We start from the raw sequence: 24,287 nt of genomic DNA on the forward strand, positions 1-24,287 counted from the left end.
GGTTACCGGTGCGTACACAGTAGAGGAACGTATTCGGGAAAGCGACGGTTCAATGGTAGGTAATCCGGTGCTCGACCGACCTCATCAGGCCACGCTGGGGCGTTCCGTCACGCTCTTCCGCACGTTCCTCACCGAACAGACCAACCCGGACGGCTTCTATTCCGCGCTGGCCGGCGACTCGGTCCGGCAATTGGCGGCGCACGCTCCGCTGTCCGGGCGAACGGTGCTCGACGTCGGGGGCGGCCCGGGCTACTTTTCCGACGCTTTCCGCGCGGCCGGCGCGGTCTACCTCGGCCTCGACCCTGACGTAGGCGAGCTGTCCGCGCGCGGCGAGCCCGGCGAGAACATGATCCGCGCCAGTGGCACGGAACTGCCCGTGCGCAGCGGTTCCGTCGACGTCTGCTACTCGTCGAACGTGCTGGAGCACGTCAGCGAGCCGTGGGTGATGCTCGACGAGATGTGCCGGGTGACCAAGCCCGGCGGCACGATCTTCGCGTCCTTCACGCCGTGGTACTCGCCGTGGGGCGGCCACGAGACCGCGCCGTGGCACTTCCTCGGCGGGTACTACGCCCGGCAGCGGTATTCCCGGAAACTGGGGAAGCAGCCGAAGAACAAATTCGGGGAAAGCCTGTTCCCGGTTTCGGTCGGCGCCGCGCTCCGCTGGGCGAAGACGACGCCGCTCGCCGATTTCGTGGCCGGGTATCCGCGCTACCACCCGAGCTGGGCGATGTGGATCGTGCGGATTCCCGGCCTGCGCGAAATCGCGTCGTGGAATCTGGTCCTGGTCCTGCGTAAGCGCTGACTCAGCTACCCGCGTAGGCGACCTGGCGGCGCCGGCGCGACGTCGGGGGCTCCGGCGGGCGGCGGCGGGCCAGCACGACGATCGCGACGATGATCAGCACGCCGCCGCCGATGCCGAGCCAGAGCGGGCCGGTGCTCGAGAGGAACTCCAGCCTGCCCTTGTTCGCGTCCACCTGGTCGACCATCTGCGCGATGGTCCGGCCGTTGTAGGAGAGCGTCCCGTCGAACACGACCGTCGAGCTGCCGCCGGTGCCGACGCGCAGCTCCTGGTGCTGCTGTTGCTGCACCTTGACCTGGATCCCGGTGACCGGCTCCACCCACATCGTGTTGACGCCGCGGTAGTAGAGGTCGGCGTCCACGGTGGACTGGTCGGAGCCGACCAGCGAGCCGGGCACCTTCTTCGAGTCGAGCTTCGTGTCCGGGATGTCCTGGACGAACTTGTAGGTCTCGATCCCGTTCACCGTCTCGGTGCCGGTGTAGCGGGCGGTGACCGCCGCGCCGGTGTTGTCGTCGTAGACCTTGTAGTCCTGCTGCTCGGTGCCGAAGGGGAACTTGAAGTTCAGGCCGGGCTGCGCCTTTTCGACGTTCGTCTCGGGCGGCTTCTGGCCGTCCTTGTCGGCCTTGTCCTTCAGCTCGGTGACGTAGCTGCTCTTGGCGTCGCACTTCGGGTCGGTCGAGCCGTTCGGCTCGTAGCCCTCACCGGTGCGCCGGTCGAAGCAGACCTGCCGCTTGCTCGCGCTGAGCACCGTGTTGTCGGCGTCGTCGGTGACCTGCACCGCCAGCAGCCAGACCGCGTAGTCGGTGTCCTGCTGCATCTCCGGCGCGGCGAAGTTCGCCTGCACGTGCGCCACCGCGGTCAGCTTGGCGTTCTCGCGGATGTTCGACACCGGGCCGGAGCCGTCGTCGGTCACGGCGAGGACCTTGCTCGCGGTGCCTTCGAGCACCGACGTGGAGTCCTGGTCGAGCGGCACCTTGGCGAGCTTGGGGTAGACGTACGTGGGGAGGAGCACCGCCCCGGCGACCGCGAAAACGCCCAGTGCCAGCAAGATCAGGCCGAAAGCACGTCGCAACGGTCCTCCTGGGTCGGTCTTCGTCGACACGCAAATTACCCGGCGGTAATCAGGTGCTGCGGATAGTGGCCCGCGCCACGCCGCACGTCAAAGTGTGACCGGCGGTCACAGGCACCCGGTGCCACCGGAAGGCCGCATGTGCGCCGCCGTTCGGACCAAGTGACCAAACATGTTTGTTCCCGGGCACAACGGGCATGGGCCCACCATCGGACGATCCACCCTCCGCCGCGCCGGACCGCAAAGGAGAGCATCCCTTTTGCCCCAGGACCCTTCGATGGTCGCCATCGCGGCCACCGCGCGCTGGCGGGCCCGGATCGTGGCGGTCGCCGCGAGCGCGGGAATCACCCTGACCGACCCGCTGGCCGGCGTGCCCGGCATCCGCGTGCTCGCCTGCACCCCTGGCGACCTCGGCGTGATCGTGCCGAGACTCGGCGGCGAGCCCTCCCGGGCGGCGATCGGCGCGCATTCGGACTCGATCGCCGACCGCGAGCTGCGCGACGCCGTCGCCGACGTCGCGGCGCTGCTTTCCCTGCACGGCAACGTGGTGCTCGACCTCGACGCGGGCGGCCGCCGCCGGGTGGTGACCCGGCCGGACGTGGTCGTCTCGGCCGGTGTGGACCGTCCCCAGTGGACGGAGCCGGCGGTGACGCTCCCGGTGGGCCACGGCCGGCGCGGGGGTCCGCTCACGGTGGCGCTCACCGCCGGTCCCGGCTTCGAGAGCACGCTGCTGGAACTGGCCCGCCTGGTGGAGGCCGACGCGGCTTAGCCGGTCTGCCGCGGCTGGTCGTGAGTGAGAAACAGGGTTAGAACACTGTTTCTCACTCACGACGCTTGCGCGACGAACCGGTTCAGCAGCTCCTGCAGCCGGCGCTGCTCCTCGTCGTCGAACAGCTTCAGCAAGCCGGTCATCGCCTCGGCGAACAGCTCGTTCGCCTCGGCGAGCCGTCGCTCGCCCTCCTCGGTGATCACGATTTCGTACGCCCGCCGGTCCTTCGGGGATCGCTGGCGCCGCAGCAGGTTCCGGTGCTCCAGGTCGTCGACGATCCGGACCAGGGTGGACTTGTCGACGCCGAGGGCGGCGCCGAGCTCGCGCTGGCTGCTGATCCCGCCGGCCCGGATCGCCGAGAGCACGCCGGCGTGCTGCAGCTCGATGCCCGTCGGCCGCGCCGCGTCGTTGGCGTGCGCGCGGGCCAGCCGGTGGGCGCGGTTGAGCAGCATGCCGATGGCGGTCGGATCGACCGGTTGAGCCTCCATGGCGGGAAATGCTAGCATCCGAGATGGTCTCAGCTGAGACCATCTCGCCACGGGGGTAAGCATGCGAGTTCTCATCAGCGGCGCCGGGCTGGCCGGCCCGTTGCTGGCCCACGGCCTGCGCCGGCACGGCATCGACGTCCTGCTCTTCGAACGGGACGCCACCGTCGACGCCCGCGCCCAGGGCTACCGGATCCACATCGGGGGCGACGGCGACGCGGCCCTGCGCGAATGGCTGCCGGCCGAGGCGTACGAGCAGGCCGCCGCGACGTCGTGCCGGACCGGGCGCGGGGTCACCGTGGCCGGCCCCGACCTGGGGACCTTCACCGAGATCCCGGTGCCACCGGATGCCGCCGGGATCACCGTCGACCGGCTGACGCTGCGCCGGATCATGCTGCGCGACCTCGCCGGCTGCACGCGCTTCGGCGCCGAGTTCGCCGGCTACACGCTGCTGCCCGAGGACCGGGTGCGCGTCCGGTTCGCCGACGGCACCACCGAAGACGGCGACCTGCTGGTCGCCGCCGACGGGGTCGGCTCCGGCATCCGGCGGCAGCTGCTGCCGGACTTCCCGGTGACGGTCGACGACGCGCGGCTGATCTACGGCCGCACACCGCTGACCGCCGAAGCCCGCGACCTGACCCCGGACGCGGCGCTCGAAGGCTTCCTCGGCGTGGCCGGCCCGGACGGCCGCGGAATCGTCCTCGCGGCGCAGCGCTTCCGGCGCGACCCGGCCGAGTTCGGCTTCCCGCCGGGCGAGGACTACGTGATGTGGGCGGCGGCCGCGTCGTCGAGCGTGTTCGGCCCGGACTTCTTCCGGCTCGGCGCCGGCGAACTGATCGACCTGGCGGCGAAGACGCTCGCGGACTGGCACCCGGCACTGGGCGCGCTGATCCGGCTGAGCGACCCGGCGTACGTGGTGCCGTCGAGCGTGTACACGTCCGAGCGGCCCGAGCCGTGGGCACCGGGCCCGGTGACCCTGACGGGCGACGCGGCGCACCCGATGCCGCCGGCGGGCATCAGCGCGGGGGTGGCCCTGCACGACGCGGGCCTGCTCACGGGGCGGCTGGTTTCGGGCGCACCGCTGCTCGACGCGGTCGGGGAGTACGAGAAGGAGATGCTCGACCACGGTTTCGCCGCGGCCGCAGTCGCCGCCCGCCGCCACCGGGGTGAGCACTAGGGGCGCGGCCGGTTTCGGTTCGGCCGCGCCCGAGCCGGCAACTCGCGGTGAGCGCTACTCGTCGACCCACTCCAGCAGGTCTCCGGGCTGGCAGCCGAGCACCCGGCACATCGCCTCCAGCGTGCTGAACCGGACCGCCTTCGCGCGCCCGTTCTTCAGCACCGCGATGTTGGCCGGTGTCAGCCCGACCTTCTCGGCGAACTCGCCGACACTCAGCTTGCGCTTGGCCAGCTCGACGTCGATGCGCACGACGATCGCCATCAGATGACCGCTTCCAGATCGGTCCGCAGGCTGGTGGCCTGGCGCAGCAGCGCGCGCATGACCACCATCAGCAGGCCGAGCACGGTGATCCCGACGGTCACCAGGAACAGCAGCATCGGCATCCCCGGGTCGTCCGCGTTGAAGCCGACGAAGATCAGCATGCCGACGAACACCAGCCACGCGGCGCCGATCGCCCAGACGATCGCGTCGACCCACTTCAGGGACGCCGCGGTGAAGATCCGGTCCTTCTTGACCAGCGTCAGCAGCTGCCAGGTCGCGACGAGCACCACCTGGACGCACAGCACGAGGAACACCGCGATGGCGGTCAGCGGCCAGCGCAGGTTCGCGTCGTGCGGGTTCTGGCTCGTCGTGTACGCGATCCCGCCCGGCAACGAGAGCGTCTGGAACACGAGGAGCACGCCGAACAGCACCACGAGGAACACCCGGAGCGCGGCGACCGCGCGTCTTTCGGTCAACATGCGATGACTATCGCTGGATATCTATCGAAAGTCAATCGGCGTCGGGGTGCGAGGTGTGGGTTACTCACCCGGTCCGGGGTCGAGGCGCACCGATTCGAGGGCGACGTACAGCTCGCCGATGTCGACGGGGTCGGTCAGGTCGCGCTTGGTCAGGTCCTGCACGCGGCGCAGGCGGTAGCGGACCGTGTTGGGGTGCACGAACAGGCGGTCCGCGGCCTCCTTCGCCGAGCCGTGGCCGGCGAACCACGCGAGCAGCGTGTCGAGCATGACCTTGCGTTCCGCGCCCGGCAGGGTGAGCACCCCGGCCAGCGCGGACCGCACGACGTCGCGGGCCATCCCCGGCGCGGCGGCGACCAGCGTCGTCACCGGCGAGTCGCCGAACACCACCACACCGGCCGTCCCCGACGGCAGCGAGCGGCGGGCGATCCGGGCCCGGTGCAGCGCGTCCGGGACGTCGGGGAACCCGCTGAACGGCTTGCTCATCCCGGCCGCCACCGGCAACGAGCCCAGCACTTCGCGCAGCCGCCGGACGTCCTCGATGCGGTCGATCGCGACCAGGCCCGCCTCGCCGCCGGGCCGCCAGGCCGAGCGCCAGCGGCGGGCGCGCAGCAATGCCTCGACGGTGTCCTGCCCGTCGGGCTCGACGCGTTCGGTGACCACGACGACGAACATGCCCGCGGTCGGCAGGCCGAGGTGCCGGGCGGCGGCCTCCATGTCGGCTTGGCTCGGGAGCCGGCCGCGGAGCAGGTCGTCCAGCCGGCGCGCGTCGGCGTGCGACGGCTCGGCGGCGACCTGCTCGTACGCCGTGGTCAAGGCGTCGGAGTAGAGGTCGATCGCCTTCCAGACGTAGGAGTTGATCTCGATCGTCCGGGTCGGGTTGAGGAACTCCGGCCCGGCGAGCTCGAGCAGGGATTCGTAGACGAAGGTGCCGCCGATGCGGAAGGCACGCAGCACCGCGGGCAGCGGGATGCCTTGGCGCGCCTGGACGAGCCCGGTCTTGCGGGCGGCGTCGAGGGCGAGACCGCGGCCGTCGACCAGCGCGGTCAGCGCGCGCTCGAGGTTGGCCCGGCAGACCTGGCGCAGCTCACCGGGCGCGACGTGCTCCACCTGGCGGTAGAACTCGTCCTCTTCGCTGAGCAGACGGGCTAGACGGTCGGCGAATTCGGGCAGTCTGGCCAGCATCTCGCGCACCAGCTCCCGGTGTTCGCGAGGCACTGGCCTGGCGAGAGCTTCGATGCCCATTCCTCACTTTAGCTCGGCTCCGCGGCCCGGGATACGCACGAACTTGAGTAAAATTCATGTCCACCGAGTGGTCGGCCTGGTGAGGGGTTGACGCGACGATCGACTCACGAAGGCTTGCGCGCGGTGAGGTAGACGTGCGGCTCGGGCCCGGCTTCGGCGTGGTCGGGCACGAACAGGGCCTGCTCCTCGCGGACGATCTCCAGGCCGGCCGCGCGGAGTTTCCCGGCGAGGACGTCCGCGGCGAAGCTGCTCGCGCGCACCGGGTGTCCCATGAAGACGATGTCGACGCCGTCCACGTCGGCGGGCACGGTGGCGAAGACGAGCAGGCCGCCGGGCTTCAGCCAGCCCGCGAACCGGCCGAGCATCGTCTCCTGGTCGGCCCGGGGGAGCTGCAGCGTCGAGAAGAACGCCGTGATCGCGTCCCAGGTGGCGGCCTCGAAGGACAGTTCGCGCATGTCGCCGACCTCGAACCGCGCCGCGGGCACCTGGGCGCGCGCGATCTCGACCATCTTGGGCGCGACGTCGTACCCGGTGACGGTGTGGCCGGCCGCGGTGAGCAGGTCGGCGGTCGGGCGTCCGGTTCCCGAGCCGAGGTCGAGCACGGTGGCGCCGGCGGGGAGTTCCCCGGCCAGCGCGGTGATCGCGGCCCGCTGTTCGGCCAGGTTCCGGAAGGCGTGTTCGTAGTCCTTGCCGAGCGCGTCGAACACTTCGGCGGCGGTTTCGGGACGCGTCATGAGCCCACCCTGCCAGACGTCCGGTTGCGCAACTTCCGTACTGATGCGTGCAAGTACAGAGTAAGTTCTGGCAAAAGCTTGTGTGAGAGGCGAGTCGCGACCTACTCTTCCGCGGCACTCCACTCGAGAATCGAGGTTCGTGATGGCGCGCCGCACCCTCGCCACCGTGTTCGTCGCCGTCGCCGCCCTGCTCCCGGTGGCCACGCCCGCGTCGGCCGCCGACCGGCCGGTCGTCACGCGGGCCGCGCTCGACCCGGCGCTGGTCGCCGGCCGCGGCGCGAGCGTCGGCTTCCTCGAGCAGGAGGCGGAGAACGCCCGCACCGACGGTGTCGTGCTCGGCCCGGACCGCTCGGCCTACACGCTCCCGTCCGAAGCGTCCGGCCGCCGGGCGGTGAAGGTGACGCCGGAGCAGTACGTCGAGTTCACGCTGCCGGCGGCGGCGAACGCGATCACCGTCCGCTACAGCATCCCGGACGCGCCCGGCGGCGGCGGGATCACCGCGCCGCTGGACGTCACCGTGAACGGCGCGCACCGCCAGCGGATGACGCTGACCTCGCAGTACTCGTGGCTGTACAACCAGTACCCGTTCACCAACGATCCCGGCGCGGACCTGCTGCACCCGGACTGGTGGATCACCGAGTGCTCCTGCGTGCCCGCGGCGACCACGCCCGCACCGGTGATCGGCAAGCCGTTCCGTCCCAGCCACTTCTACGACGAGCAGCGGCTCCTGCTCGGCCGTTCCTACCGCGCGGGGGACAAGGTCCGGCTCACCGTCCCGGCCGGCAGCGCCGCCGCGTGGACGGTCGTCGACCTGCTCGACTCCGAGCTCGTCGCGCCGCCGCGGGTGGTTCCTTTCGCGGCCAACGCGCTGCTGTTCGGCGCCGATCCGACGGGCCGCCGCGACTCGGCCGACGCCCTCGACCGCGCCATCGCCTTCGCGCGGCGCGCTCACCTCAAGGTGTACCTGCCGCCCGGGACGTACCAGGTCAACCGGCACATCGTCGTCGACGACGTCACGATCGAAGGCGCCGGCAGCTGGTACACGATCGTCAAGGGCCACGAGGTGGCGCTCGGCACCCCGGCCCCCGACGGGTCGGTGCACACCGGCGTCGGCTTCTACGGCAAGGACGCCTCGGCCGGCGGCAGTCACAACGTCCACCTCTCCGGTTTCGCGATCGAGGGCGACGTCCGGGAACGCATCGACACCGACCAGGTCAACGCGATCGGCGGTGCGCTCAGCGACTCCACTGTGGACTCCCTGTACCTGCACCACACGAAGGTCGGCCTGTGGTTCGACGGGCCGATGCGGAACACGCGCGTCACGGGCAACGTCATCGCCGACCAGATCGCCGACGGCCTGAACTTCCACACGGGAGTGACGGATTCGGTGGTGGCGAACAACTTCGTCCGCAACACCGGCGACGACGGACTGGCCATGTGGGCGGAGAAGGCCCAGGACGCGCGCAACACGTTCGACCACAACACGGTCCAGACGCCGGTGCTGGCCAACGGGATCGCGCTGTACGGCGGTGTCGACAACACGGTCTCGGGCAACCTCGTCGCCGACCCGATCCGCGAGGGCAGCGCGATCCAGGTGGGCTCGCGGTTCGGGGCCCTGCCGTTCGGCGGGAAGCTGCGGATCGCGGACAACACGACCGTGCGGGCGGGGACGTTCGAGCTGAACTGGAAGATCGGCCTCGGCGCGATCTGGTTCTACGCGCTCGAGCAGGACATCGCCGCGGACGTCTCGGTGACCGGCGACCACTTCCTCGACAACACCTACAACGCGATCATGCTGGTCAGCGACTTCCCGGTGAAGGACAAGTACTCGATCACCGGGCTGAAGTTCGCGGACCTGCGGATCGACGGCGCCGGGACGTCGGTGCTGAGCGCGCGGTCGGCGGGGTCGGCGTCGTTCCGGAACGTCGGCGCCCGCAACGTCGGCGCGGTCGGCGTCAACAACTGCGGCTCGTTCAACTTCCCGCCGACGGGCTCGGAGTTCACGCTGACGGATCTGGGCGGCAACTCCAGCTGGCTCGCACCCTGGCTGCTGCCGAACACGATCACGTGCGACGACCGGCCGCCGGTCGTGCCGCCCCCGGCGCCGTCGGGGTGGTGACCTAGGGTTCGACCGTGGCCGGTTTGCGCGGGGTGTTCGCGGGGTTCGGGAAGAGCAAGGCGTTCGCGGTGCTGGGGCGGGCGCTGATGCCCGCCGACCGGGTGCTGCTGCGGATCAGCGGCGGCCGGGTCGGCGTCGGCGCCGCGGTCGGGCTGCGGACGCTGCTGCTCACGACGATCGGGCGCCGTAGCGGCGAGCCGCGGCAGGTGCCGCTGCTCTACGTCGAGCGCGGCGGCGCGTACGTCGTGATCGGCTCGAACTGGGGTGGCGAAGCGCACCCGGCGTGGTCGGCGAACCTGCTCGACCGGCCGGCGGCGACGGTCGCGATCGGCGGCCGGACCGTCGAGGTCACCGGGCGGCTCCTGGCCGGCGACGAGCGTCAGGAGATGTGGGACGCGGTCGCGTCCTACTGGCCGGCCTACGACCGCTACGCCGTGCGTGCCGGTGATCGCGAGATCCGCGTCTTCCTGCTGGAGCCGGTCAGTCGATGAGGTCGGTGTGCCGGATCCGGTACACCTGCAGCCGCAGGTTGTAGTACTTGTCGGTCTCGCCGACCCACTGCATGCCGAGGCGCTTGGCGACGGCGATCGCGCGGGTGTTGTTCGGCCGGGCGACCGCGAACAGCTCGTCGGTGTCCTGCGTGAACGCCCATTCGATGAGGGCCCGCGACGCCTCCGACGCGTAACCCTGGCCCCAGACGCCGGGGCTGAGCTGCCAGCTGAGCTCGAGGTCCTCTTCGAACGGCGGGAGCAGCCGGATGCCGAGGCCGCCGATCACGGCGCCGTCCTCCTTGCGTTCCACGGCCCAGCGCCCGCGCGGCGGCCAGAGGTTGGGCTGCGCTTCCTGCCACGCGTTCAGGACGGCACGCATGGCGCCGACGTCGCCGACGCGGTCCATGGCGGGGGTAAGCCAGTGCGTGACGTCTTCCGCGCCGTAGATCGCGAACGCGGCTTCGGCGTCGTCCACCGTCCAGGCCCGGATCACGAGCCGGTCGGTGCTGAGCGCAGTCTCCATACCAGGACGCTACGCCGGGCGGCGCCCGATTGTTCCCGCGTGAAAGTGCTCAGAAGATGAACACTTAACCCGCGACGATGTGGGCATGGAGACTCTGGAAGGCATCGCGGTGCTGAAGGTCACGTCGGTGGAGCAGTGGCGGGAGTGGCTGGCGGCGGCGCCGGTGCCGTCGGTGTGGCTGGTGATCCGGCGGGCGGGGAGTGCGGAGCCGGGCGTGCGGGTCCACGAGGCGATGGAGCAGGCGCTGTGCTTCGGCTGGATCGACAGCAAGGCGCTGCGGCGCGACGCTTCGAGCACGTACTTGTGCTTCACACCGCGGAATCCGAAGAGCACGTGGAGCAAGGTGAACCGCGAGCGCGTGGCCCGGCTGACATCGGCGGGGTTGATGATGCCGCCGGGGCAGGCAATGGTCGACCTCGCGCGGCGGACGGGGACGTGGGACGCGCTGGCCGAGGCGCAGGACGGAGTGGTGCCGGCGGACCTGCGCCGGGCGTTCGACCCGACTGCGGCGGCGCACTTCGCGGCTTTCCCGCCGTCGTCGAAGCGGCTGATTTTGGAGTGGATCGCGAAGGCGAAGCGGCCGGAGACGCGGCAGAGGAGGATCGCGACGACGGTGGAGCTGGCCAGGGAGAACCGCCGCGCGGCCCACCCGAAGGCGGCTTAGGGGAACTTGGTGGCCGAGCACGGGCGCGGTCTCGCGTTCGGCGGGCGCCCCGCACAGCCCGACCGCGACGACCGAAACCGGCCGACCACCCGGCCCCATCCGGCCTACAGTCACTCCGTGGACGAACTGCGTGACCTCCTGGCCCGCGCCGCCGAGCTGGCCGCCGACCACCGGGCTTCCCTCGCCGATCGGCCCGTCGCCCGGGCCGTCGACCACGCCGCCCTCCGCAGTGCTTTCGGCGGCGCCCTCCCGGAAGACCCCACTCCACCCGCCACCGTCCTCGAAGAACTCGCGCGCGCCGCCGAACCCGGGCTTGTCGCCACCGCCGGGCCGCGGTTCTTCGGCTTCGTCGTCGGTGGTGCTCTGCCCGCCGCCACCGCCGCCGATGTCCTCGCCACCGGCTGGGACCAGAACGGCTTCAACGCCGTCCTCTCCCCGGCCGCGGCCGCCGCCGAAGCGGTCGCCGGGGACTGGCTGAAGGACCTTCTCGGCATCCCCGCCACCGCCTCCGCCGGCTTCGTCACCGGTGGGCAGGCCGCGAACACCGTCGGGCTGGCCGCCGCGCGGCACCACGTCCTCGCCGAAGCCGGCTGGGACGTCGAACGCGACGGGCTCGCCGGCGCCCCGCGCGTCCGCGTCATCGCGAGCGAAGAGCGGCACGCCACCGTCGATCGCGCCCTGCGGCTGCTGGGGTTCGGCACCCGGGCCGTCGAGGCGGTCAAGGCCGGGCCGCAAGGCGCCATCGACGTCGACGACCTCGCGCGGAAAGTCCAAGACGGCCCGACGATCGTCTGCCTGCAGGCCGGCAACGTGAACACCGGCGCCTGCGACGACATCCGGGCCGCCCGCGCCGCCGCGAAGAACGCCTGGATCCACGTCGACGGCGCCTTCGGCCTCTGGGCCGCCGCCAACCCGAAGACCGCGAGCCTCCTCGACGGCGTCAAGCTGGCCGACTCCTGGGCCTGCGACGGGCACAAGTGGCTCAACGTCCCCTACGACTCGGGGTTCGTCTTCTGCGCGCGCCCCGAGGTCCACGCCGAGGCGATCGCCTACCGCGCCGCCTACCTGACCGGCGCCGGCCAGGTGTCCGGCATGGGTGACCTCACGCTGGAGTCGTCCCGCCGCGCCCGCGGCTTCGCGGTCTGGGCGGCGCTGCGGGAACTGGGCCGCGACGGCGTCGCCGAGCTCGTCGACCGCTGCTGCCGCTTGGCCCGCCGGTTCGCCGGCACCCTCGCCGAAGGCGGTGCCGAGATCGGCAACGACGTCGTCCTCAACCAGGTCCTGGTTTCCTTCGGCGACGACGCCCGCACCGACGCGGTCATCGAGCGGGTTCAGCTGGACGGCACCTGCTGGCTCGGCGGAACCACTTGGCGCGGCCGCCGATATCTGCGGATTTCGGTGTCCGGCTGGTCGACGACGGAGGCCGATGTGGACCGTTCGGCCGCGGCGATCCTCCGCCTGGCCGCGCACCGTCCTCAGTAGCCTTCGCGCACCGAGAGGGTGTCCGTCCTCCAGGCGATCCGTTTCTCCTTGCCGGTGGGCCAGCTCGACGACAGCCGCCGCCGGACGCTGCCGAGCGCGCCCAGGCGGACGAGGTCCACCCGGGATCCCTGCGCCGCCAACGAGGTCACCTCGGCGGCGGTGAGCGGGACGAAGTCGAAGTACTGCGCGTCCTCGCCGCCGGTCCAGTCGACGAACTCGGTGAAGATCGCGGCGAACGCCTGGCCGCATTCCGGGCACGCGCGCAGCGAAATGCCGAAATGCGACTGTTCGACGAGGCGGTGGATCTCGCGCAGGCGGGTCGTGCAGAACGCCAGCGCGGTCAGGGCGTCTTCGCCCGAGCAGCGCGCACAGCCGAACTCGGTCATCGGCCGATCATTGCACGCCGTGAATCCGCGCCCGGCTCCGGGGGTACCGAGAAACCCTTTGACCACAACGTTTCGGTCTGGTCCGCAGTGGTCTGGACCTGTTAGCCTCAGCGCGTCCGACCGGCCGGCCCGTCGAAGGGGAATGTCTTGCTTCGCATGAGAAAACGCATCGCTGTCGCAGCGCTGGCGCTGGCCGGTGCCTCCGTCGTCGCGCCGCCCGCCGCCGAAGCCGGGCAGTCCCAGGGCAAGGTGATGGCCTACTTCGCCGACTGGGACGTCTACGCCCGCAACTACCACGTCAAGGACATCGAGACGTCCGGTTCGGCCGCGAAGCTGACCCACATCAACTACGCGTTCGGCAACGTCACGGGCGGCGGCTGCGCGGTCGGCGACCCGTGGGCCGACCACGACATGCCCTACGACGCCACCATGAGCGTCAGCGGCCAGGCCGACACCGGCACGCTGCACGGCAGCTTCAACCAGATCCTCGAGCTCAAGAAGCTGCACCCGAAGCTCAAGGTGCTGTGGTCCTTCGGCGGCTGGACCTGGTCGGCCGGCTTCACCGAGGCGGCGAAGAACCCCGCGGCGTTCGCCGAGTCCTGCTACAACCTCGTCAACGACCCGCGCTGGGCGGGCGTCTTCGACGGCATCGACATCGACTGGGAGTACCCGAACGCCTGCGGCAACACCTGCGACGCGAGCGGGCCGAAGGCGTTCACGGCGCTGGTGAAGGCGCTGCGCGCGAAGTTCGGGCACCAGCTCGTCACCGCCGCGATCACCGCGGACGGTTCGAAGAACGGCAAGATCGACGCCACCGACTACGCCGGGGCGAGCCGCTACCTCGACTGGTACAACGTGATGACCTACGACTACTTCGTCGCGGGCGGCAGCCCGACCGGGCCGACCGCGCCGCACTCGCCGCTGCGGTCCTACCCGGGCATCCCGACCGCCGGGTTCTACGCCGACGCCGCCATCCAGAAGCTGCGCCACCAGGGTGTGCCGTCGTCGAAGATGTTGCTGGGCCTCGGGTTCTACGGCCGCGGCTGGGACGGTGTGACGCAGAAGCAGCCGGGCGGCACGGCCACTGGCCCGGCCGCGGGCACGTACGAAGCGGGGGTCGAGGACTACAAGGTCCTCAAGACGACCTGCCCGGCCAACGGCAAGATCGCCGGTACGGCGTACGCGAAGTGCGGCTCGCAGTGGTGGAGCTACGACACGCCCGAGACGGCGTCGGCCAAGGCCGGGTACGCGAAGTCGCAGGGGCTGGGCGGCGTGTTCGCCTGGGAGCTCTCCGGTGACACCACCGATGCGGAACTGCTGCGGGCCATCTCCGGCCGCTGCTGAACCCCCGAACTGGAGGGCCCGGGCGCGAACCCGCCCGGGCCCTTCGTCCACTCAGGATCGCCCCGGGAATCCGCTGCGCCGCGCGCCGAGCACCACGGCGAGCACCGGGACCAGGAGCGCGAGCAGCGTCCAGGGGAACGACGCCGGTCCGGCGGCGTCGAGCAGGACCCCGCCGAGCACACCGCCCGCGGCCATCGCCGCGTTCCACAGCGTGACGAGCATGGCCTGGGCGTTGTCCGCCGCGTCGCCGCCCGCGTTCCCGGCGGCGGTCTGCAGGAGCGTGGGGACGCCGCCCCAGCCGAGGCCCCACAGCGCGACGGCGGCGTAGACCAGCGCCGGGCTGCCCGCGAACACCGCCAGGAGCGTCGCGGCCACCGCGACCAGGATCGTGCTGAGGACCATCAGGGTGCGCAGTGCGCGGTCGATCCGGGCGCCGACGACCCAGATCCCAGCCATCGACGCGACGCCGAACACCAGCAGGACGACGTCCACCGCGTCACCCATCCCGGCGTGGCCGAGGAACGCGGCGACGTAGGTGTAGAGCACGGTGTGGGCCAGCACGAACACCAGCGTCACGGCCAGCACGGGCACGACGCCCGGCACGGCGAGCGTGCGCCGGACCGGCACCCGGCCGCCGGCCTGCCCGGGCTGGTCCGGGACCCGCGCGGCGATCCAGGCGAGCAGCACGACGGCGATCGCCGACATGACGCCGAACGCCGAGCGCCAGCCGAACAGGCCGCCGAGGAACGTCCCGGCCGGGATGCCCAGCGACAGGGCCAGGGGGATGCCCGCCATCACGATCGCGATGGCCCTGCCCTGGTTTTCCGGGGGCGCGAGCCGGCGCGCGTACCCGGCCAGCAGCGCCCAGACGACGCCCGCGGCCACCCCGGCGACGAACCGGGCGACCATGGTGAGCGGGTAGGCGGGAGACAACGCCGTCACGGTGTTGGCGACGGCGAACCCGGCCACCCCGGCCAGCAGCAAGCGTTTGCGGGGCCAGGCCGCGGTGGCCGCGGAGAGGGGGACCGCGGTGAGGGCCGTGCCGAGGGCGTAGATCGTCACCGCCTGGCCCGCCGCGGACTCGCCGACGCCGAGGCTCGCACTCATGCCGGGCAGCACGCCGGCGGGCAGCGCCTCGGTGAGCACGGTGACGAACGCGGCGGTGGTGAGGGCGAGGAGGGCGGTGCGGGCCGGGAGGGCGGTGGTCGTCATGCCGCTATGCTCGAACCTTCACATACGTGTGAAGGTCTACGTGAGGTGGCGCACATGCGGATCGGCGAGCTGTCCGAGCGCACCGGCACGGCCCGCCGGCTGCTCCGGTACTACGAGGAGCAGGGGCTGATCATCGCTTCGCGCGGGCCGAACGGCTACCGCGACTACGACGCGGCGACGATCGACCGGGTGATCCAGGTGCGCGGGCTGCTCGACGCCGGGCTGCCCACCCGGATCATCAAACAGATCCTGCCGTGCCTCGACAAGCCCCGCGCGATCTACTTCCCGGACGCGACCCCGGAGATGATCGCGACGTTGGAGCAGGAGCGCGACCGGATGGCACGGCGCGCGGAGTGCCTGCTGCGCAACCGGGACGCGATCGCCGAGTACCTCGACGCGGTCCGCGAGTACAACCGCGTTTGAGCGGGTGAGCCGGCGGCGAGTGTCTTGAATGAGTCATTCAGGGCGTGGGAGGTCCTGAATGACTCATTTAAGACGTTTGGCGGCCGGGCGTGCTAGCCGGGCGGGTCGTCGTCGGGGCGGACCTGGACCCAGTGCAGCGTGTCGGCCTCGGGCCACCAGCCCACCGGCTCCGGCCGGGGCCGCGCGCCCTCCTCGGCCCACCAGCGCGGGGGCGCCTCCTCACCCATGCCCCGACGGTAGGAGCGAACGGCGCCGAGCACACCGGTCGAGGGCGGCCAACGTCCGCTTCCGGCCGGGGGCGGTGGCCGGAAGCGGACAGTGGCCGAACCCGCCCCTGCCGGTGCGTGGTGCCCCGGCCTTAGGTTGGCGGCGGAAGATCACTTCGCGGGAGGACGAAATGCGCAAGCGAGCCTGGACCGGCCTGGCCGCGGCACTGATCGGAGCGGCCTCGTTCGGCGCACTGACAGCCCCGGCAGCCTCGGCGGCGACCGGCGGTGGTCCGGTCGGGAAGCCCAAGCCGGTCTGCGTGTGGATCTGGACCGAGGGGCCGCCGGAGTGCCGGAAGCTGGAGTAGCGGCGCGGTTCCGGACGGGCGCGAGCGCCGAGCCGCGGGCACGGGCTGACCCGCGCTGGAGTGGGTTCAGCCGGGGCACGAGTTCAGCCGCGCCGGCGTCGGCCCGGCTGGCTCGGCCAGGGCACCAGCTGAGCCGCGCCCGGCGTCAGCCCAGCCAACCCAGCCGGGTCGCCGCGAAGACCGCCGCCACCCGGTTGTCCGCCTGCAACGCCTCCAGCAACCCCTGCACGTGCCTGCGGACCGTCCGCTCACTCACGTCCAGATGCCGCGCGATCGCGCCGTCCGTCATGCCCGTCGCCAGCAGGTCCAGCACCTTCGCCTGGGTCGGCGTCAACCCGTGGCGCGGCTGGGAACCCGGCCCCTGCACCGCCACCGCCTGGCTCCAGACCAGCTCGAACAGCATCCGCAGCGACGCCACGATCGTCGGGCTGCGGACGAACAGCGCGCCGTCCATTCCGCTCGGGTCCAGCGGGACCAGCGCCGAATGGCGGTCCGCGATCACCATCTTCATCGGCAGCTCCGGCGCCACCCGCATGGTCCAGCCGGCGGCCACACTCGCGTCGACGACCTCCTTCGCGCCTTCGAACTCCAGTGCCGCGCGCTCGTACACGTTGCGCAGGACGACTCCGCGCTCGGTCACCGCGTCCGGCAGGCGCATCACCGTGCTCGCGTCCGGCTTGCGCTTGAAGTGGCGCGTCGTGAACGTCAGGAACTCCTCGCGCGCGGACAGGCACAGCTCCAGCGACAGCGAGCCGATGCGCCGCGGGTCGGTCAGCACCTCGACGGCCGCGTCGCCGCCCGAACCGTTCGCCGACCGGTACACCGCCTGCAGCACGTCGAGCTGCTGGCGCGCCGCGACGATCTGCCGCTGCTGCTCCAGCAGCTGCTGCTGCGCGCCCAGGATGGCGTGGTCGACCGCGCGCACCGGCTCCATCGGCGCGATCACCGGGTCGTCGCGGTAGTCGCGGCGCACGAACCCGCGGTCGAGCAGCTCCCGCATCTCCGGGCTCTGCGCCCGCGGGTCGTCCAGCGGTAGCGGCCCCGTGCGCACCATCGCGTCGTACAGCGCACCCGCGCCGGTCGTCAGCAGCCCCTCGAGCATCCCGTGTCCCCTTCCGGCAGCGCGGGCGGGTCCGGCCGGATCCGGACATGACCGCTCTGCCGCCTACCCCACGCGCCGGACGGGGGAAAGGATTAGGCCGCTCGCGAAATCGGGGCCGGACCCGTCGTGGGGGTGGGTCCGGCCCCGTGGGCTCACGGGGACAGCGCGAGCAGGCACGCCTCGAGCTCCTTGCGCCTCGCTCCTTCCGGATTCGTCCGGTAGCGGTCGAGCGCGTCGTGGAGCACACGGTGCGCGTCCGCCTGCCGGCCGACGGCGCGGTAGCAGTCGCCGAGCGAAACGAGGAAGAACGTCGCGTGCCGGACGTTCCCGATGGTCCGCAGCACCTCGACGGCCCGCTCGAAGTGCTCGATGGCCGCCGTCCAGGCCCCGTCCCGGAGCGCGACGTACCCCAGGTTGCCGACGGCGTGCGCTTCACCGTCGAGGTCGCGGTACTTCCGGGCCGCCGTGACGGCGCGGTCCAGCCACTGCCGGGCCTCGAGCCGGTCGCCCGACTGGAGGTGGCAGAACCCGATCAGGTCGAGGACCTTGACGTAGAAGCGCGGGTCGTCGTCCGGTTCGATGAGCGCGAGCGCGCGTTCGACGTGCGCCCGTTCGGCGTGGTAGTCGCCGGAGTGGTACTCCTCGGCACCGGCCAGCACGTAGTGCAGGTACGCCTGGTGCAGCCGGTCGCCGGCCCGTTCGGCCAGCGCCAGCGCCCCGGGCAGGCTTTCGAGCGCGACTTCGGCACGGCCGGCGAAGATGCTGGCGGAGGCGAAGATCCGGTGCGCGGCCAGCTGTGCGGAGACGTCCCCCAGCCGCTCCGCGGCGGTGAGGGCGTGCCGGGCCGCGGCCTCCCGTTCGGCCAGCCTGCCCTGGCGCGACCGGTACTCGTTCATCAGCCAGGCCAGCTGCCAGACCTGCGTGTGCCAGGCGCGCTCGACCGCCAGCTCGGTCGCGGCGGTCAGGCACGCGTGCTCGGCGGTGAACCACCGCAGCGCTTCGTCCCGGTCGGCGAACCGCAGGGCCTCGGTCCCGGACAGCGGCGACCCGACCCGGATGGGCCGCCCGATCGGCTCGAGCGCGACGTGCCCGTGCCAGGACGTCTGGAGGTAGAAGTCCGTCACCCGCCGCAGCGCGTCGTCGCGAGCGCTTTTCGGCAGCGTCCGGACCGCTTCTTCGGTCGCGTAGAGCCGGACCAGGTCGTGCATCCGGTAGCGGCCGTTCGCGCCCCGCGTCAGGAGGTGCGCGTTCTCCAGCGTGCGCAGCACCGTGCGCGTCGCGGCGGCCGGGAGCCCGGCCAGTGCCGCCGCCGCGGGCAGGCCGATGTCCGGCCCGGGGGCCAGCGCCAGCAGGCCGAACGCCGTCGCGGCACCGGGCGCCAGCTGACGCGTGGACCAGGAGAAGACCGTGCGCAGGCTCAGGCCGGCTTCGCCGGTGTCGAGCCCGTCGAGCCGGGCCGAGTGGTCGGCCAGTTCCTCGGCCAGCAGCCGCAGCGGCAGCTCGGGCGCGGTGGCCACGCGCGCCGCGACGATCCCCAGCGCCAGCGGCAACCCGGCGCAGAGCCGGATCAGTTCGTCGACGGTGCCCGCTTCGGCGTCGAGCCGGTCCCGGCCGACGTGCCGGGCCAGCAGCTCCCGGGCCTCCGGCGCGGACAGCACGTCCAGCGAGACCGGCCGCGCGCCGTGCGTCGCGACGAGCGCGCCGAGCCGGTGCCGGCTGGTCACGACCACCCGGCAGGCCGGGCTGCCGGGCAGCAGGGGGACGACCTGGTCGGTGCCGGCCGCGTTGTCGAGCACGACCAGCACGCGCTTCCCGGCGAGCAGGCTGCGGTAGAGCGCGAGCTGCGCGTCCGGGTCCGGCGGCACGGCGGCGCCGTCGACGCCGAGCGCGTGCAGGAACCCGCGCACCGCCACCGAAACCGGCATCGGCTCGGCGACCGGGTCGAAGCCGCGCAGGTTCACGTACAGCTGGCCGTCGGGGAACTCGTCGAGCTTGCCGGCCGCCCAGTGCAGCGCCAGCCAGGTCTTCCCGATCCCGCCCGCGCCACCGATGGCCGAGATCACCACCGGACCCGCCGCCTCGCCGGCGTGGTCGAGCACCGCCAGCAGCTCGTCGCGGCCGACGAACGACGACGGCGCCGCCGGGAGCTGGTGCGGCACCGGCCGGGCCACGACCGGGGCCGGCCGCGGATCGCCGTGCAGGATCTGTTCGTGCACCCGCCGCAGCGCCGCCCCCGGATCGGTGCCGAGCTCCTCGGCGAGCAGGCGGCGCATCCGGTCGTACTCGCGCAGCGCGGCACCCTGACGGCCGCCGCGGTGGAGCGCGAGCATCACCTGCCCGCGCAGCCGCTCGTCGAACGGGTGCGCCTCGGCCAGCGCGGTCAGCTCCGGGATCAGCTCGCCCGCCCGGTCACCGCGCAGCCGGACGTCGGCCAGGTCGAGCCGGGCGGCGAAGCGGCGGTTCTCCAGCGTCTCCCGCAGGTTGGCGAACCACGGCGTGTCGAGGCCGGCGAACGGCTCGCCCGTCCACAGGGCCAGGGCCCGGGTCAGCAGCCCGGCCTTCTCCTCGTCCTCGCCCGCGGCCGCCGCCTCGCCGAGGAGGCGCAGGAACACGTGCAGGTCGACGGCTTCGGGATCGGCGGTCAGGAGGTAGCCGCCCGAGCGCTGCGCGACCGTGGCCTCGCCGAGGGCCGTCCGCAGCCGGGAAACGTAGCTGTACAAGGCGTTGCGCGGGTTGACCGGCAGCCGCTCGCCCCAGATCCGCTCGGCCAGTACGTCCGCGGGGACCACCTTGTTCAGGTCGGTCAGCAGCGCGGTGAGCAACCCCCGCAGCCGGGGGCGCCGGATCTCGGCCGGACGGCCGTCGACGCGGACTTCGAGCTCGCCCAGCAGCCTGAACCGCACCGGCCCGCCGTCCTCCTCCCGCGCTGTGCACGTCCGGCCGCCCACTGTAATCGACGCCCGGAAAGGATCGGGAAAGCTTTGTGCAAGGCCGGTCCGGCACCGTGGTCCTCGTCGCCGGTTGCCGGCACGAACCGTCGAGGGGGCGGCTCGTGACCGGTCACGGCCGCAGGACCGGATCGTCTTCCCCGCAGGCTGTCACTCCAACGGCCTTGGCGATCCGGTGGTGACGGACGCCCCGGACTCCCTCGAACTCCGGGCGTCCGTCACCTCACCAGCGGCGCGACGGGTCGATCACGTGGACGGCCGCTTCCTCCGCCGACGCCGCACCGCCGTCGATGCCCGCGTCGGACGCGTACAGCTCTTCGTCGGTGTCCGCGCCGAAGCCCTCGTCCGTCGCCACCAGGCGGCCCGCGCGGACGTCGCCGACCTCGTCGTCGATCAGCTCGCCGTCGGTGTCGTCGCTGTCGCCGAGGCCGTCGCCTTCTTCATCCGCGACGTCCGGTACTTCGCGGGCCAGCCGGCCTTCCCAGCTCTCGCCTTCGGCGGTCTCGCGCGCGGTCGTGCCCCATTCTTCGGTGCCCCGCGGGCGTTCCGGCGGTGAATACCCCTCCGCCTGCTCGTCGCGGTCGACCAAAGTGTCCTCGGGGTCGAGGATGCCTTCGTCGGCGTGGTCTTCGATGTCGTCGTCCATAACGTCCATCCTCGCGCAACTCCTTGGCCCCGCGCGGCTCGGGTGATATCACCGTGCAGGCTCACCGCACGGGCGGTGTTCCGGTGAAAGGGGATTCCATGCCGATGAGACGCAGGGTGCTGGCCGCCGGGCTGGCCGGGGTGTTCGGCGCCGCGGTGTCCGGGCGGACGGCCCAGGCCGCGCAGCCCGCGACGCCGCCGGTGCGGCTGGACCAGCTGAACCTGGTCAACCTGTCGCACGTCAACGATCCCGCCACGACCAACGTGTTCCCCGGCGACCCGGCCTTCACGCTGGAAACCATCGCCACGATCCCCGACGACGGCTATTACCTGCAGTTCGTCCGCGAGGGCGAGCACACCGGAACGCACTGGGGCGCGCCCGGCCACTTCAACACGGGCCAGCCCCTGGCTGACGACATGGACCCGGCGGATCTATTCCGGCCCGCCGTGAAGATCGACATAAGAGCGAAGGCCGCGGCCGACCCCGACTACGGCGTCACGATCGACGACCTCAAGGCGTGGGAGAAGCGCCACGGCCGGATCCCGGACGAGTCCGTCGTCGTGCTCTGGACCGGCTGGGACGCCAAGTGGGGCACCCCGGCCTACCCGAACACCGGCGCGGACGGCGTGCTGCACCAGCCCGGGTTCTCGATCCCGGCGGTCCAATGGCTGATCGACACCGGACGGCTCGGGCGCCGGGGCGGCACGGGCACCGACACGTTCAGCCCGGACGTCGGCACCGACGAGACGTACACGGTGTCGAAGCTCGTGTACCAGCGGCACCGGATCAGCCTGGAGATCCTGGCGAACCTGAAGGCCCTGCCGACGACGGGGGCGTGGGTGCTGGCGGGCGGCCCGATCAACCGCAAGGGAGCCGGCTCGACGGCGACGATCTTCGGCGTCCTCCCACCAGGAGTGCACGCGGACTGACCCGAATGCCATGAAGGGCACCCTCATGGACATAAGAGCCATGAGGGTGCCCTTCATGGCATTCGCTTTCAGCCTGCCGGGATCGTCGACAGGCGCAGCGCGGAGAGCGGAGCGGGGCGGCCGTACAGGTACCCCTGGGCAGTCGTGCATCCCGCGCGAGTGACCAGGGACGCCTGTTCGGCCGTCTCGATCCCCTCGGCCACGACGTCCAGCTCGAGGTCCGCGCACAGCCCGACGAGCGCCCGGCACAACGCCGCGTCGCGCTCCGGCTGCACGCCCGTCGTCAGCGACCGGTCCAGCTTGATCAGGTCGACCGGCAGCGCGTGCAGCACCGTCAGCGAGCTGTAGCCCGCGCCGAAGTCGTCCAGCGCCACCCGCACGCCCAGCTCCTGCAGCCGCCGGATCGCGGCCGCCCCCGCCGCCAGGTCCGGGACCGGCACCGTCTCGGTGATCTCGACGACGAGCCGGGACGCCGGCAGCCGGTAGCGGTCCAGCGCGGAAGCGACGCTCCGCTCCAGCGCGGCCGCGCCGAGGCGGCTCGCGCACACGTTCACGTGCACCGTCAGGTCCAGCCCGGCCGCCGTGATCTCGCGGCACGCCAGGTCCAGCACCAGCGCGTCCAGCTCGGCGCCGAGGCCCGCGCCCTCGGCCGCGCGGACGAACGTCTCGGGCGAGACCGCCGTGCCGTCGGGCGTGGTCCAGCGGGCCAGCGCCTCCACGGCCGCCGGGGTCTCGTCGGCCAGCCGGACGATCGGCTGGAACACCAGGCCGAAGCCCTCCGGGATGCCGCCCTTCGCCCGCCGCAACGCCGACGGGAAGTCCGGCGGCCCGTCCTGCGACGGCCGGTAGACCACCGTCGTGTCCTTGCCCAGCCGCTTGCCCGCGTACATCGACGTGTCCGCGCGGCCCAGCAGCACGTCCGACGTCACCAGCGGCTCGGCCGGGTCCGGCACCACCAGGCCCATGCTCGCGCGGACCGAGACGAGCGTGCCGTGCACCGCGAACGGCCGCCGCAGCACGCCCTGGATCCGGTCGGCCACGGCCTGCGGTGCGTCCAGCTCGCCTTCCAGCAGGATCGCGAACTCGTCGCCGCCCAAGCGCGCTACCGTGTCGCCGGCGCGCACGCAGCTCAGCAGCCGCTGGGCGACGGCGTGCAGCAGGACGTCGCCGCCCGCGTGCCCGAACCGGTCGTTGACCTCCTTGAAGTCGTCCAGGTCGACGAAGATCAGCACGAGCGGCCGGTCGGGGATCTCGACGGCCCGGTCCAGCCGGTCGGCGAACAACGCGCGGTTCGCGAGCCCGGTCAGCGGGTCGTGGTAGGCCTGGTGGGTCAGCTGCTGCTGCCCGTCGTAGACCCGGCGCAGCAGCAACCTGTTGTCCAGCAAGGAAAGCAGCTGCCGGGCGAGCACGAGGAACACCACCAGCACGCCGACGAACACCTCGACGCCGTCCGGTCCGGCGCCGGCCAGCAGCTGCCCGGTGATCAGCAGCGCGACGGCGGTGACCGGGACGTACGGCAGCGCGAGCTGCCACCAGTCGACCCCGCCCGCCGGGCTCGCTTCGTCGCGGCGCCGCTGCCCCGGTGTCACCAGCAGGGCGAAGGCGATGAACAGCGGCCCGAGCACGAACCCGCCGTCCGACCACGGCTTCATGCTCTCCGCGCCGATGCTGACCAGGTAGGCGAACACGCTGTCGGACGCGGCCAGCGCGACGATCCCGACGGCGGCCAGCAGCAGGTTCGCGCGGTAGGGCCGGTCCACCCGGTCGAACACGACCAGCAGCACGGCGACGACCACGATCACCAGGTCCGAGAGCGGGTAGGAGATGGCGACGGACCAGGTCAGCTTGTCCGGCGCGGTCGCCCGGACCAGCTGCCCGAGCGCCGCGGTCCAGGTGAGGATGAACAGCGAGCCGGTGACGATCAGGCCGTCGAGCACCACCGCCACGCCGAAGTGCGCGGTCCACTGCGCGGGCTGGAAGCGTTCGCGGTCCGGCCGGATCCGCGCCCGGGCCAGGACGAACAGGGCGGCGAGCGCGAACACCGGGAAGCTGAGGTAGCCGACGTCGGCCAGGGACGGCGACGGCAGCCCGCGCCCGTCGACCAGCTGGTACCACGACCAGGCGCACTGGCCGAGCGACCAGCCGGCCATGCCGAGCGCGACGAGCACCCGCCACCAGCGCTGGTGCCCGCGGACCCGGCGCGCGACCAGGACGCCGCAGACGACCGCCGCGACCCCGGCGCTCAGCTGCATGGCGTCGTCGACCCACAGGGCGAAGGTGTCGCCCCAGAACGCGAAACCGTTCACCACGACCAGGGCCACCGTCACGACGACGAGCAGGACCGCCACTGGGTACCGCCGCACTGTCATGGCACCTCACGTGGGTCACCCGCCGGTCGGACCGGCAAACACTACACCGCGTGCGCGGCG

Annotated in this window: 25 protein-coding genes; 11 read left to right on the forward strand and 14 right to left on the reverse strand. The window is 72.1% G+C overall.

Translation table 11 applies throughout. The features are described 5' to 3' along the window. Window positions 1-52: 52 nt before the first annotated feature. Window positions 53-802 (forward strand): class I SAM-dependent methyltransferase, encoded by a 750-nt coding sequence (locus QQ657_RS32355; RefSeq protein ID WP_284746070.1) that lies wholly within the window; start codon window positions 53-55, stop codon window positions 800-802. 1 nt (window position 803) lies between these two features. Here QQ657_RS32355 and pgfA read toward each other — a convergent pair whose 3' ends face one another. Further along, window positions 804-1,871, reverse strand: a complete 1,068-nt coding sequence (pgfA, locus tag QQ657_RS32360) for a cell envelope lipid trafficking protein PgfA (RefSeq protein WP_284746071.1) — start codon at window positions 1,869-1,871, stop codon at window positions 804-806. 274 nt (window positions 1,872-2,145) lie between these two features. Here pgfA and QQ657_RS32365 point away from each other — a divergent pair, with 274 nt between their 5' ends. Continuing rightward, window positions 2,146-2,637 (forward strand): hypothetical protein, encoded by a 492-nt coding sequence (locus QQ657_RS32365; RefSeq protein WP_284746072.1) that lies wholly within the window; start codon window positions 2,146-2,148, stop codon window positions 2,635-2,637. Window positions 2,638-2,693: 56 nt separating this feature from the next. Here the strand turns inward: QQ657_RS32365 and QQ657_RS32370 are convergent, their stop codons facing one another. Beyond that, window positions 2,694-3,125: a MarR family winged helix-turn-helix transcriptional regulator gene (locus QQ657_RS32370; protein WP_284746073.1), complete on the reverse strand. Its 432-nt coding sequence runs from the start codon at window positions 3,123-3,125 to the stop codon at window positions 2,694-2,696. Window positions 3,126-3,186: 61 nt separating this feature from the next. Between QQ657_RS32370 and QQ657_RS32375 the strand changes: the two genes are divergently transcribed. Next, on the forward strand, window positions 3,187-4,299 hold the full coding sequence (locus QQ657_RS32375) for an FAD-dependent oxidoreductase (RefSeq protein WP_284746074.1): 1,113 nt from the start codon (window positions 3,187-3,189) through the stop codon (window positions 4,297-4,299). Between the two features lie 54 nt (window positions 4,300-4,353). Here the strand turns inward: QQ657_RS32375 and QQ657_RS32380 are convergent, their stop codons facing one another. The 4 genes from QQ657_RS32380 to QQ657_RS32395 all read right to left on the reverse strand — a co-directional run bounded on the left by QQ657_RS32380 (window position 4,354) and on the right by QQ657_RS32395 (window position 7,015). Then, window positions 4,354-4,560 (reverse strand): helix-turn-helix domain-containing protein, encoded by a 207-nt coding sequence (locus QQ657_RS32380; protein ID WP_284746075.1) that lies wholly within the window; start codon window positions 4,558-4,560, stop codon window positions 4,354-4,356. Continuing rightward, the gene (locus tag QQ657_RS32385; RefSeq protein ID WP_284746076.1) at window positions 4,560-5,039 is read right to left on the reverse strand and encodes a DUF2975 domain-containing protein; all 480 of its coding nucleotides are present in this window, start codon (window positions 5,037-5,039) and stop codon (window positions 4,560-4,562) included. Before QQ657_RS32385 ends, QQ657_RS32380 begins: the two co-directional genes overlap by 1 nt. Window positions 5,040-5,099: 60 nt before the next feature. Next, window positions 5,100-6,281, reverse strand: coding sequence for a PucR family transcriptional regulator (locus QQ657_RS32390; protein WP_284746077.1), 1,182 nt, complete (start codon window positions 6,279-6,281; stop codon window positions 5,100-5,102). A gap of 104 nt (window positions 6,282-6,385) precedes the next feature. Then, window positions 6,386-7,015 (reverse strand): class I SAM-dependent methyltransferase, encoded by a 630-nt coding sequence (locus tag QQ657_RS32395; protein WP_284746078.1) that lies wholly within the window; start codon window positions 7,013-7,015, stop codon window positions 6,386-6,388. Between the two features lie 142 nt (window positions 7,016-7,157). On the opposite strand from QQ657_RS32395, the gene QQ657_RS32400 reads away from it, so the two are divergent. Next, complete coding sequence (locus QQ657_RS32400) at window positions 7,158-9,134, forward strand: glycosyl hydrolase family 28-related protein (protein WP_284746079.1); 1,977 nt, start codon at window positions 7,158-7,160, stop codon at window positions 9,132-9,134. A 23-nt stretch (window positions 9,135-9,157) separates the two neighbouring features. Continuing rightward, a complete protein-coding gene (locus QQ657_RS32405) occupies window positions 9,158-9,625 on the forward strand; it encodes a nitroreductase family deazaflavin-dependent oxidoreductase (RefSeq protein ID WP_284746151.1) in 468 nt (155 codons plus the stop codon). Here QQ657_RS32405 and QQ657_RS32410 read toward each other — a convergent pair. Beyond that, a complete protein-coding gene (locus QQ657_RS32410; protein WP_284746080.1) occupies window positions 9,615-10,148 on the reverse strand; it encodes a GNAT family N-acetyltransferase in 534 nt (177 codons plus the stop codon). The genes QQ657_RS32405 and QQ657_RS32410 overlap by 11 nt on opposite strands. Before the next feature lie 85 nt (window positions 10,149-10,233). Here QQ657_RS32410 and QQ657_RS32415 point away from each other — a divergent pair, with 85 nt between their 5' ends. After that, the gene (locus tag QQ657_RS32415; RefSeq protein WP_284746081.1) at window positions 10,234-10,812 is read left to right on the forward strand and encodes a YdeI/OmpD-associated family protein; all 579 of its coding nucleotides are present in this window, start codon (window positions 10,234-10,236) and stop codon (window positions 10,810-10,812) included. A 126-nt stretch (window positions 10,813-10,938) separates the two neighbouring features. Beyond that, window positions 10,939-12,294, forward strand: coding sequence for a pyridoxal phosphate-dependent decarboxylase family protein (locus tag QQ657_RS32420; RefSeq protein WP_284746152.1), 1,356 nt, complete (start codon window positions 10,939-10,941; stop codon window positions 12,292-12,294). Here QQ657_RS32420 and QQ657_RS32425 read toward each other — a convergent pair. Continuing rightward, window positions 12,288-12,680 (reverse strand): hypothetical protein, encoded by a 393-nt coding sequence (locus tag QQ657_RS32425; RefSeq protein WP_284746082.1) that lies wholly within the window; start codon window positions 12,678-12,680, stop codon window positions 12,288-12,290. The two genes, QQ657_RS32420 and QQ657_RS32425, sit on opposite strands and share 7 nt — an antisense overlap. A gap of 156 nt (window positions 12,681-12,836) precedes the next feature. Between QQ657_RS32425 and QQ657_RS32430 the strand changes: the two genes are divergently transcribed. Further along, the gene (locus QQ657_RS32430) at window positions 12,837-14,024 is read left to right on the forward strand and encodes a glycoside hydrolase family 18 protein (RefSeq protein ID WP_284746083.1); all 1,188 of its coding nucleotides are present in this window, start codon (window positions 12,837-12,839) and stop codon (window positions 14,022-14,024) included. A gap of 51 nt (window positions 14,025-14,075) precedes the next feature. Here the strand turns inward: QQ657_RS32430 and QQ657_RS32435 are convergent, their stop codons facing one another. Further along, a complete protein-coding gene (locus QQ657_RS32435) occupies window positions 14,076-15,236 on the reverse strand; it encodes an MFS transporter (protein WP_284746084.1) in 1,161 nt (386 codons plus the stop codon). Window positions 15,237-15,290: 54 nt separating this feature from the next. Between QQ657_RS32435 and QQ657_RS32440 the strand changes: the two genes are divergently transcribed. Next, window positions 15,291-15,659 (forward strand): MerR family transcriptional regulator, encoded by a 369-nt coding sequence (locus QQ657_RS32440; RefSeq protein WP_284746085.1) that lies wholly within the window; start codon window positions 15,291-15,293, stop codon window positions 15,657-15,659. A gap of 92 nt (window positions 15,660-15,751) precedes the next feature. On the opposite strand, the gene QQ657_RS32445 is transcribed toward QQ657_RS32440, so the two are convergent. Beyond that, window positions 15,752-15,886 (reverse strand): hypothetical protein, encoded by a 135-nt coding sequence (locus QQ657_RS32445; protein WP_284746086.1) that lies wholly within the window; start codon window positions 15,884-15,886, stop codon window positions 15,752-15,754. Between the two features lie 170 nt (window positions 15,887-16,056). Here QQ657_RS32445 and QQ657_RS32450 point away from each other — a divergent pair, with 170 nt between their 5' ends. After that, window positions 16,057-16,233: a hypothetical protein gene (locus tag QQ657_RS32450; protein ID WP_284746087.1), complete on the forward strand. Its 177-nt coding sequence runs from the start codon at window positions 16,057-16,059 to the stop codon at window positions 16,231-16,233. Between the two features lie 145 nt (window positions 16,234-16,378). On the opposite strand, the gene QQ657_RS32455 is transcribed toward QQ657_RS32450, so the two are convergent. From QQ657_RS32455 to QQ657_RS32465, 3 genes are all read right to left on the reverse strand, one after another. Then, a complete protein-coding gene (locus tag QQ657_RS32455) occupies window positions 16,379-17,335 on the reverse strand; it encodes a LuxR C-terminal-related transcriptional regulator (RefSeq protein WP_284746088.1) in 957 nt (318 codons plus the stop codon). Between the two features lie 152 nt (window positions 17,336-17,487). Beyond that, window positions 17,488-20,238 (reverse strand): AfsR/SARP family transcriptional regulator, encoded by a 2,751-nt coding sequence (locus QQ657_RS32460; RefSeq protein ID WP_284746089.1) that lies wholly within the window; start codon window positions 20,236-20,238, stop codon window positions 17,488-17,490. A 268-nt stretch (window positions 20,239-20,506) separates the two neighbouring features. Continuing rightward, window positions 20,507-20,929 carry a DUF5709 domain-containing protein gene (locus QQ657_RS32465; protein ID WP_284746153.1) on the reverse strand — a complete coding sequence of 141 codons (423 nt, stop codon included), beginning with the start codon at window positions 20,927-20,929 and terminating at the stop codon, window positions 20,507-20,509. 98 nt (window positions 20,930-21,027) lie between these two features. Here QQ657_RS32465 and QQ657_RS32470 point away from each other — a divergent pair, with 98 nt between their 5' ends. After that, window positions 21,028-21,858 carry a cyclase family protein gene (locus QQ657_RS32470; RefSeq protein ID WP_284746090.1) on the forward strand — a complete coding sequence of 277 codons (831 nt, stop codon included), beginning with the start codon at window positions 21,028-21,030 and terminating at the stop codon, window positions 21,856-21,858. 68 nt (window positions 21,859-21,926) lie between these two features. Here the strand turns inward: QQ657_RS32470 and QQ657_RS32475 are convergent, their stop codons facing one another. Beyond that, window positions 21,927-24,227, reverse strand: a complete 2,301-nt coding sequence (locus tag QQ657_RS32475; RefSeq protein ID WP_284746091.1) for a putative bifunctional diguanylate cyclase/phosphodiesterase — start codon at window positions 24,225-24,227, stop codon at window positions 21,927-21,929. Window positions 24,228-24,287: the final 60 nt, after the last annotated feature.

The sequence above is a fragment of the Amycolatopsis ponsaeliensis genome, assembly GCF_030182635.1.
Taxonomy (GTDB): Bacteria; Actinomycetota; Actinomycetes; order Mycobacteriales; family Pseudonocardiaceae; genus Amycolatopsis; species Amycolatopsis ponsaeliensis.

Coding starts and splice junctions, on each gene's coding strand:
- QQ657_RS32355 (WP_284746070.1), top strand. CDS start 53: ATGGTAGGTAATCCGGTGCTCGACCGACCTCATCAGGCCACGCTGGGG.
- QQ657_RS32365 (WP_284746072.1), top strand. CDS start 2,146: ATGGTCGCCATCGCGGCCACCGCGCGCTGGCGGGCCCGGATCGTGGCG.
- QQ657_RS32370 (WP_284746073.1), bottom strand. CDS start 3,125: ATGGAGGCTCAACCGGTCGATCCGACCGCCATCGGCATGCTGCTCAAC.
- QQ657_RS32375 (WP_284746074.1), top strand. CDS start 3,187: ATGCGAGTTCTCATCAGCGGCGCCGGGCTGGCCGGCCCGTTGCTGGCC.
- QQ657_RS32380 (WP_284746075.1), bottom strand. CDS start 4,560: ATGGCGATCGTCGTGCGCATCGACGTCGAGCTGGCCAAGCGCAAGCTG.
- QQ657_RS32385 (WP_284746076.1), bottom strand. CDS start 5,039: ATGTTGACCGAAAGACGCGCGGTCGCCGCGCTCCGGGTGTTCCTCGTG.
- QQ657_RS32390 (WP_284746077.1), bottom strand. CDS start 6,281: ATGGGCATCGAAGCTCTCGCCAGGCCAGTGCCTCGCGAACACCGGGAG.
- QQ657_RS32395 (WP_284746078.1), bottom strand. CDS start 7,015: ATGACGCGTCCCGAAACCGCCGCCGAAGTGTTCGACGCGCTCGGCAAG.
- QQ657_RS32400 (WP_284746079.1), top strand. CDS start 7,158: ATGGCGCGCCGCACCCTCGCCACCGTGTTCGTCGCCGTCGCCGCCCTG.
- QQ657_RS32410 (WP_284746080.1), bottom strand. CDS start 10,148: ATGGAGACTGCGCTCAGCACCGACCGGCTCGTGATCCGGGCCTGGACG.
- QQ657_RS32415 (WP_284746081.1), top strand. CDS start 10,234: ATGGAGACTCTGGAAGGCATCGCGGTGCTGAAGGTCACGTCGGTGGAG.
- QQ657_RS32425 (WP_284746082.1), bottom strand. CDS start 12,680: ATGACCGAGTTCGGCTGTGCGCGCTGCTCGGGCGAAGACGCCCTGACC.
- QQ657_RS32430 (WP_284746083.1), top strand. CDS start 12,837: ATGAGAAAACGCATCGCTGTCGCAGCGCTGGCGCTGGCCGGTGCCTCC.
- QQ657_RS32435 (WP_284746084.1), bottom strand. CDS start 15,236: ATGACGACCACCGCCCTCCCGGCCCGCACCGCCCTCCTCGCCCTCACC.
- QQ657_RS32440 (WP_284746085.1), top strand. CDS start 15,291: ATGCGGATCGGCGAGCTGTCCGAGCGCACCGGCACGGCCCGCCGGCTG.
- QQ657_RS32445 (WP_284746086.1), bottom strand. CDS start 15,886: ATGGGTGAGGAGGCGCCCCCGCGCTGGTGGGCCGAGGAGGGCGCGCGG.
- QQ657_RS32450 (WP_284746087.1), top strand. CDS start 16,057: ATGCGCAAGCGAGCCTGGACCGGCCTGGCCGCGGCACTGATCGGAGCG.
- QQ657_RS32455 (WP_284746088.1), bottom strand. CDS start 17,335: ATGCTCGAGGGGCTGCTGACGACCGGCGCGGGTGCGCTGTACGACGCG.
- QQ657_RS32465 (WP_284746153.1), bottom strand. CDS start 20,929: ATGGACGACGACATCGAAGACCACGCCGACGAAGGCATCCTCGACCCC.
- QQ657_RS32470 (WP_284746090.1), top strand. CDS start 21,028: ATGCCGATGAGACGCAGGGTGCTGGCCGCCGGGCTGGCCGGGGTGTTC.
- QQ657_RS32475 (WP_284746091.1), bottom strand. CDS start 24,227: ATGACAGTGCGGCGGTACCCAGTGGCGGTCCTGCTCGTCGTCGTGACG.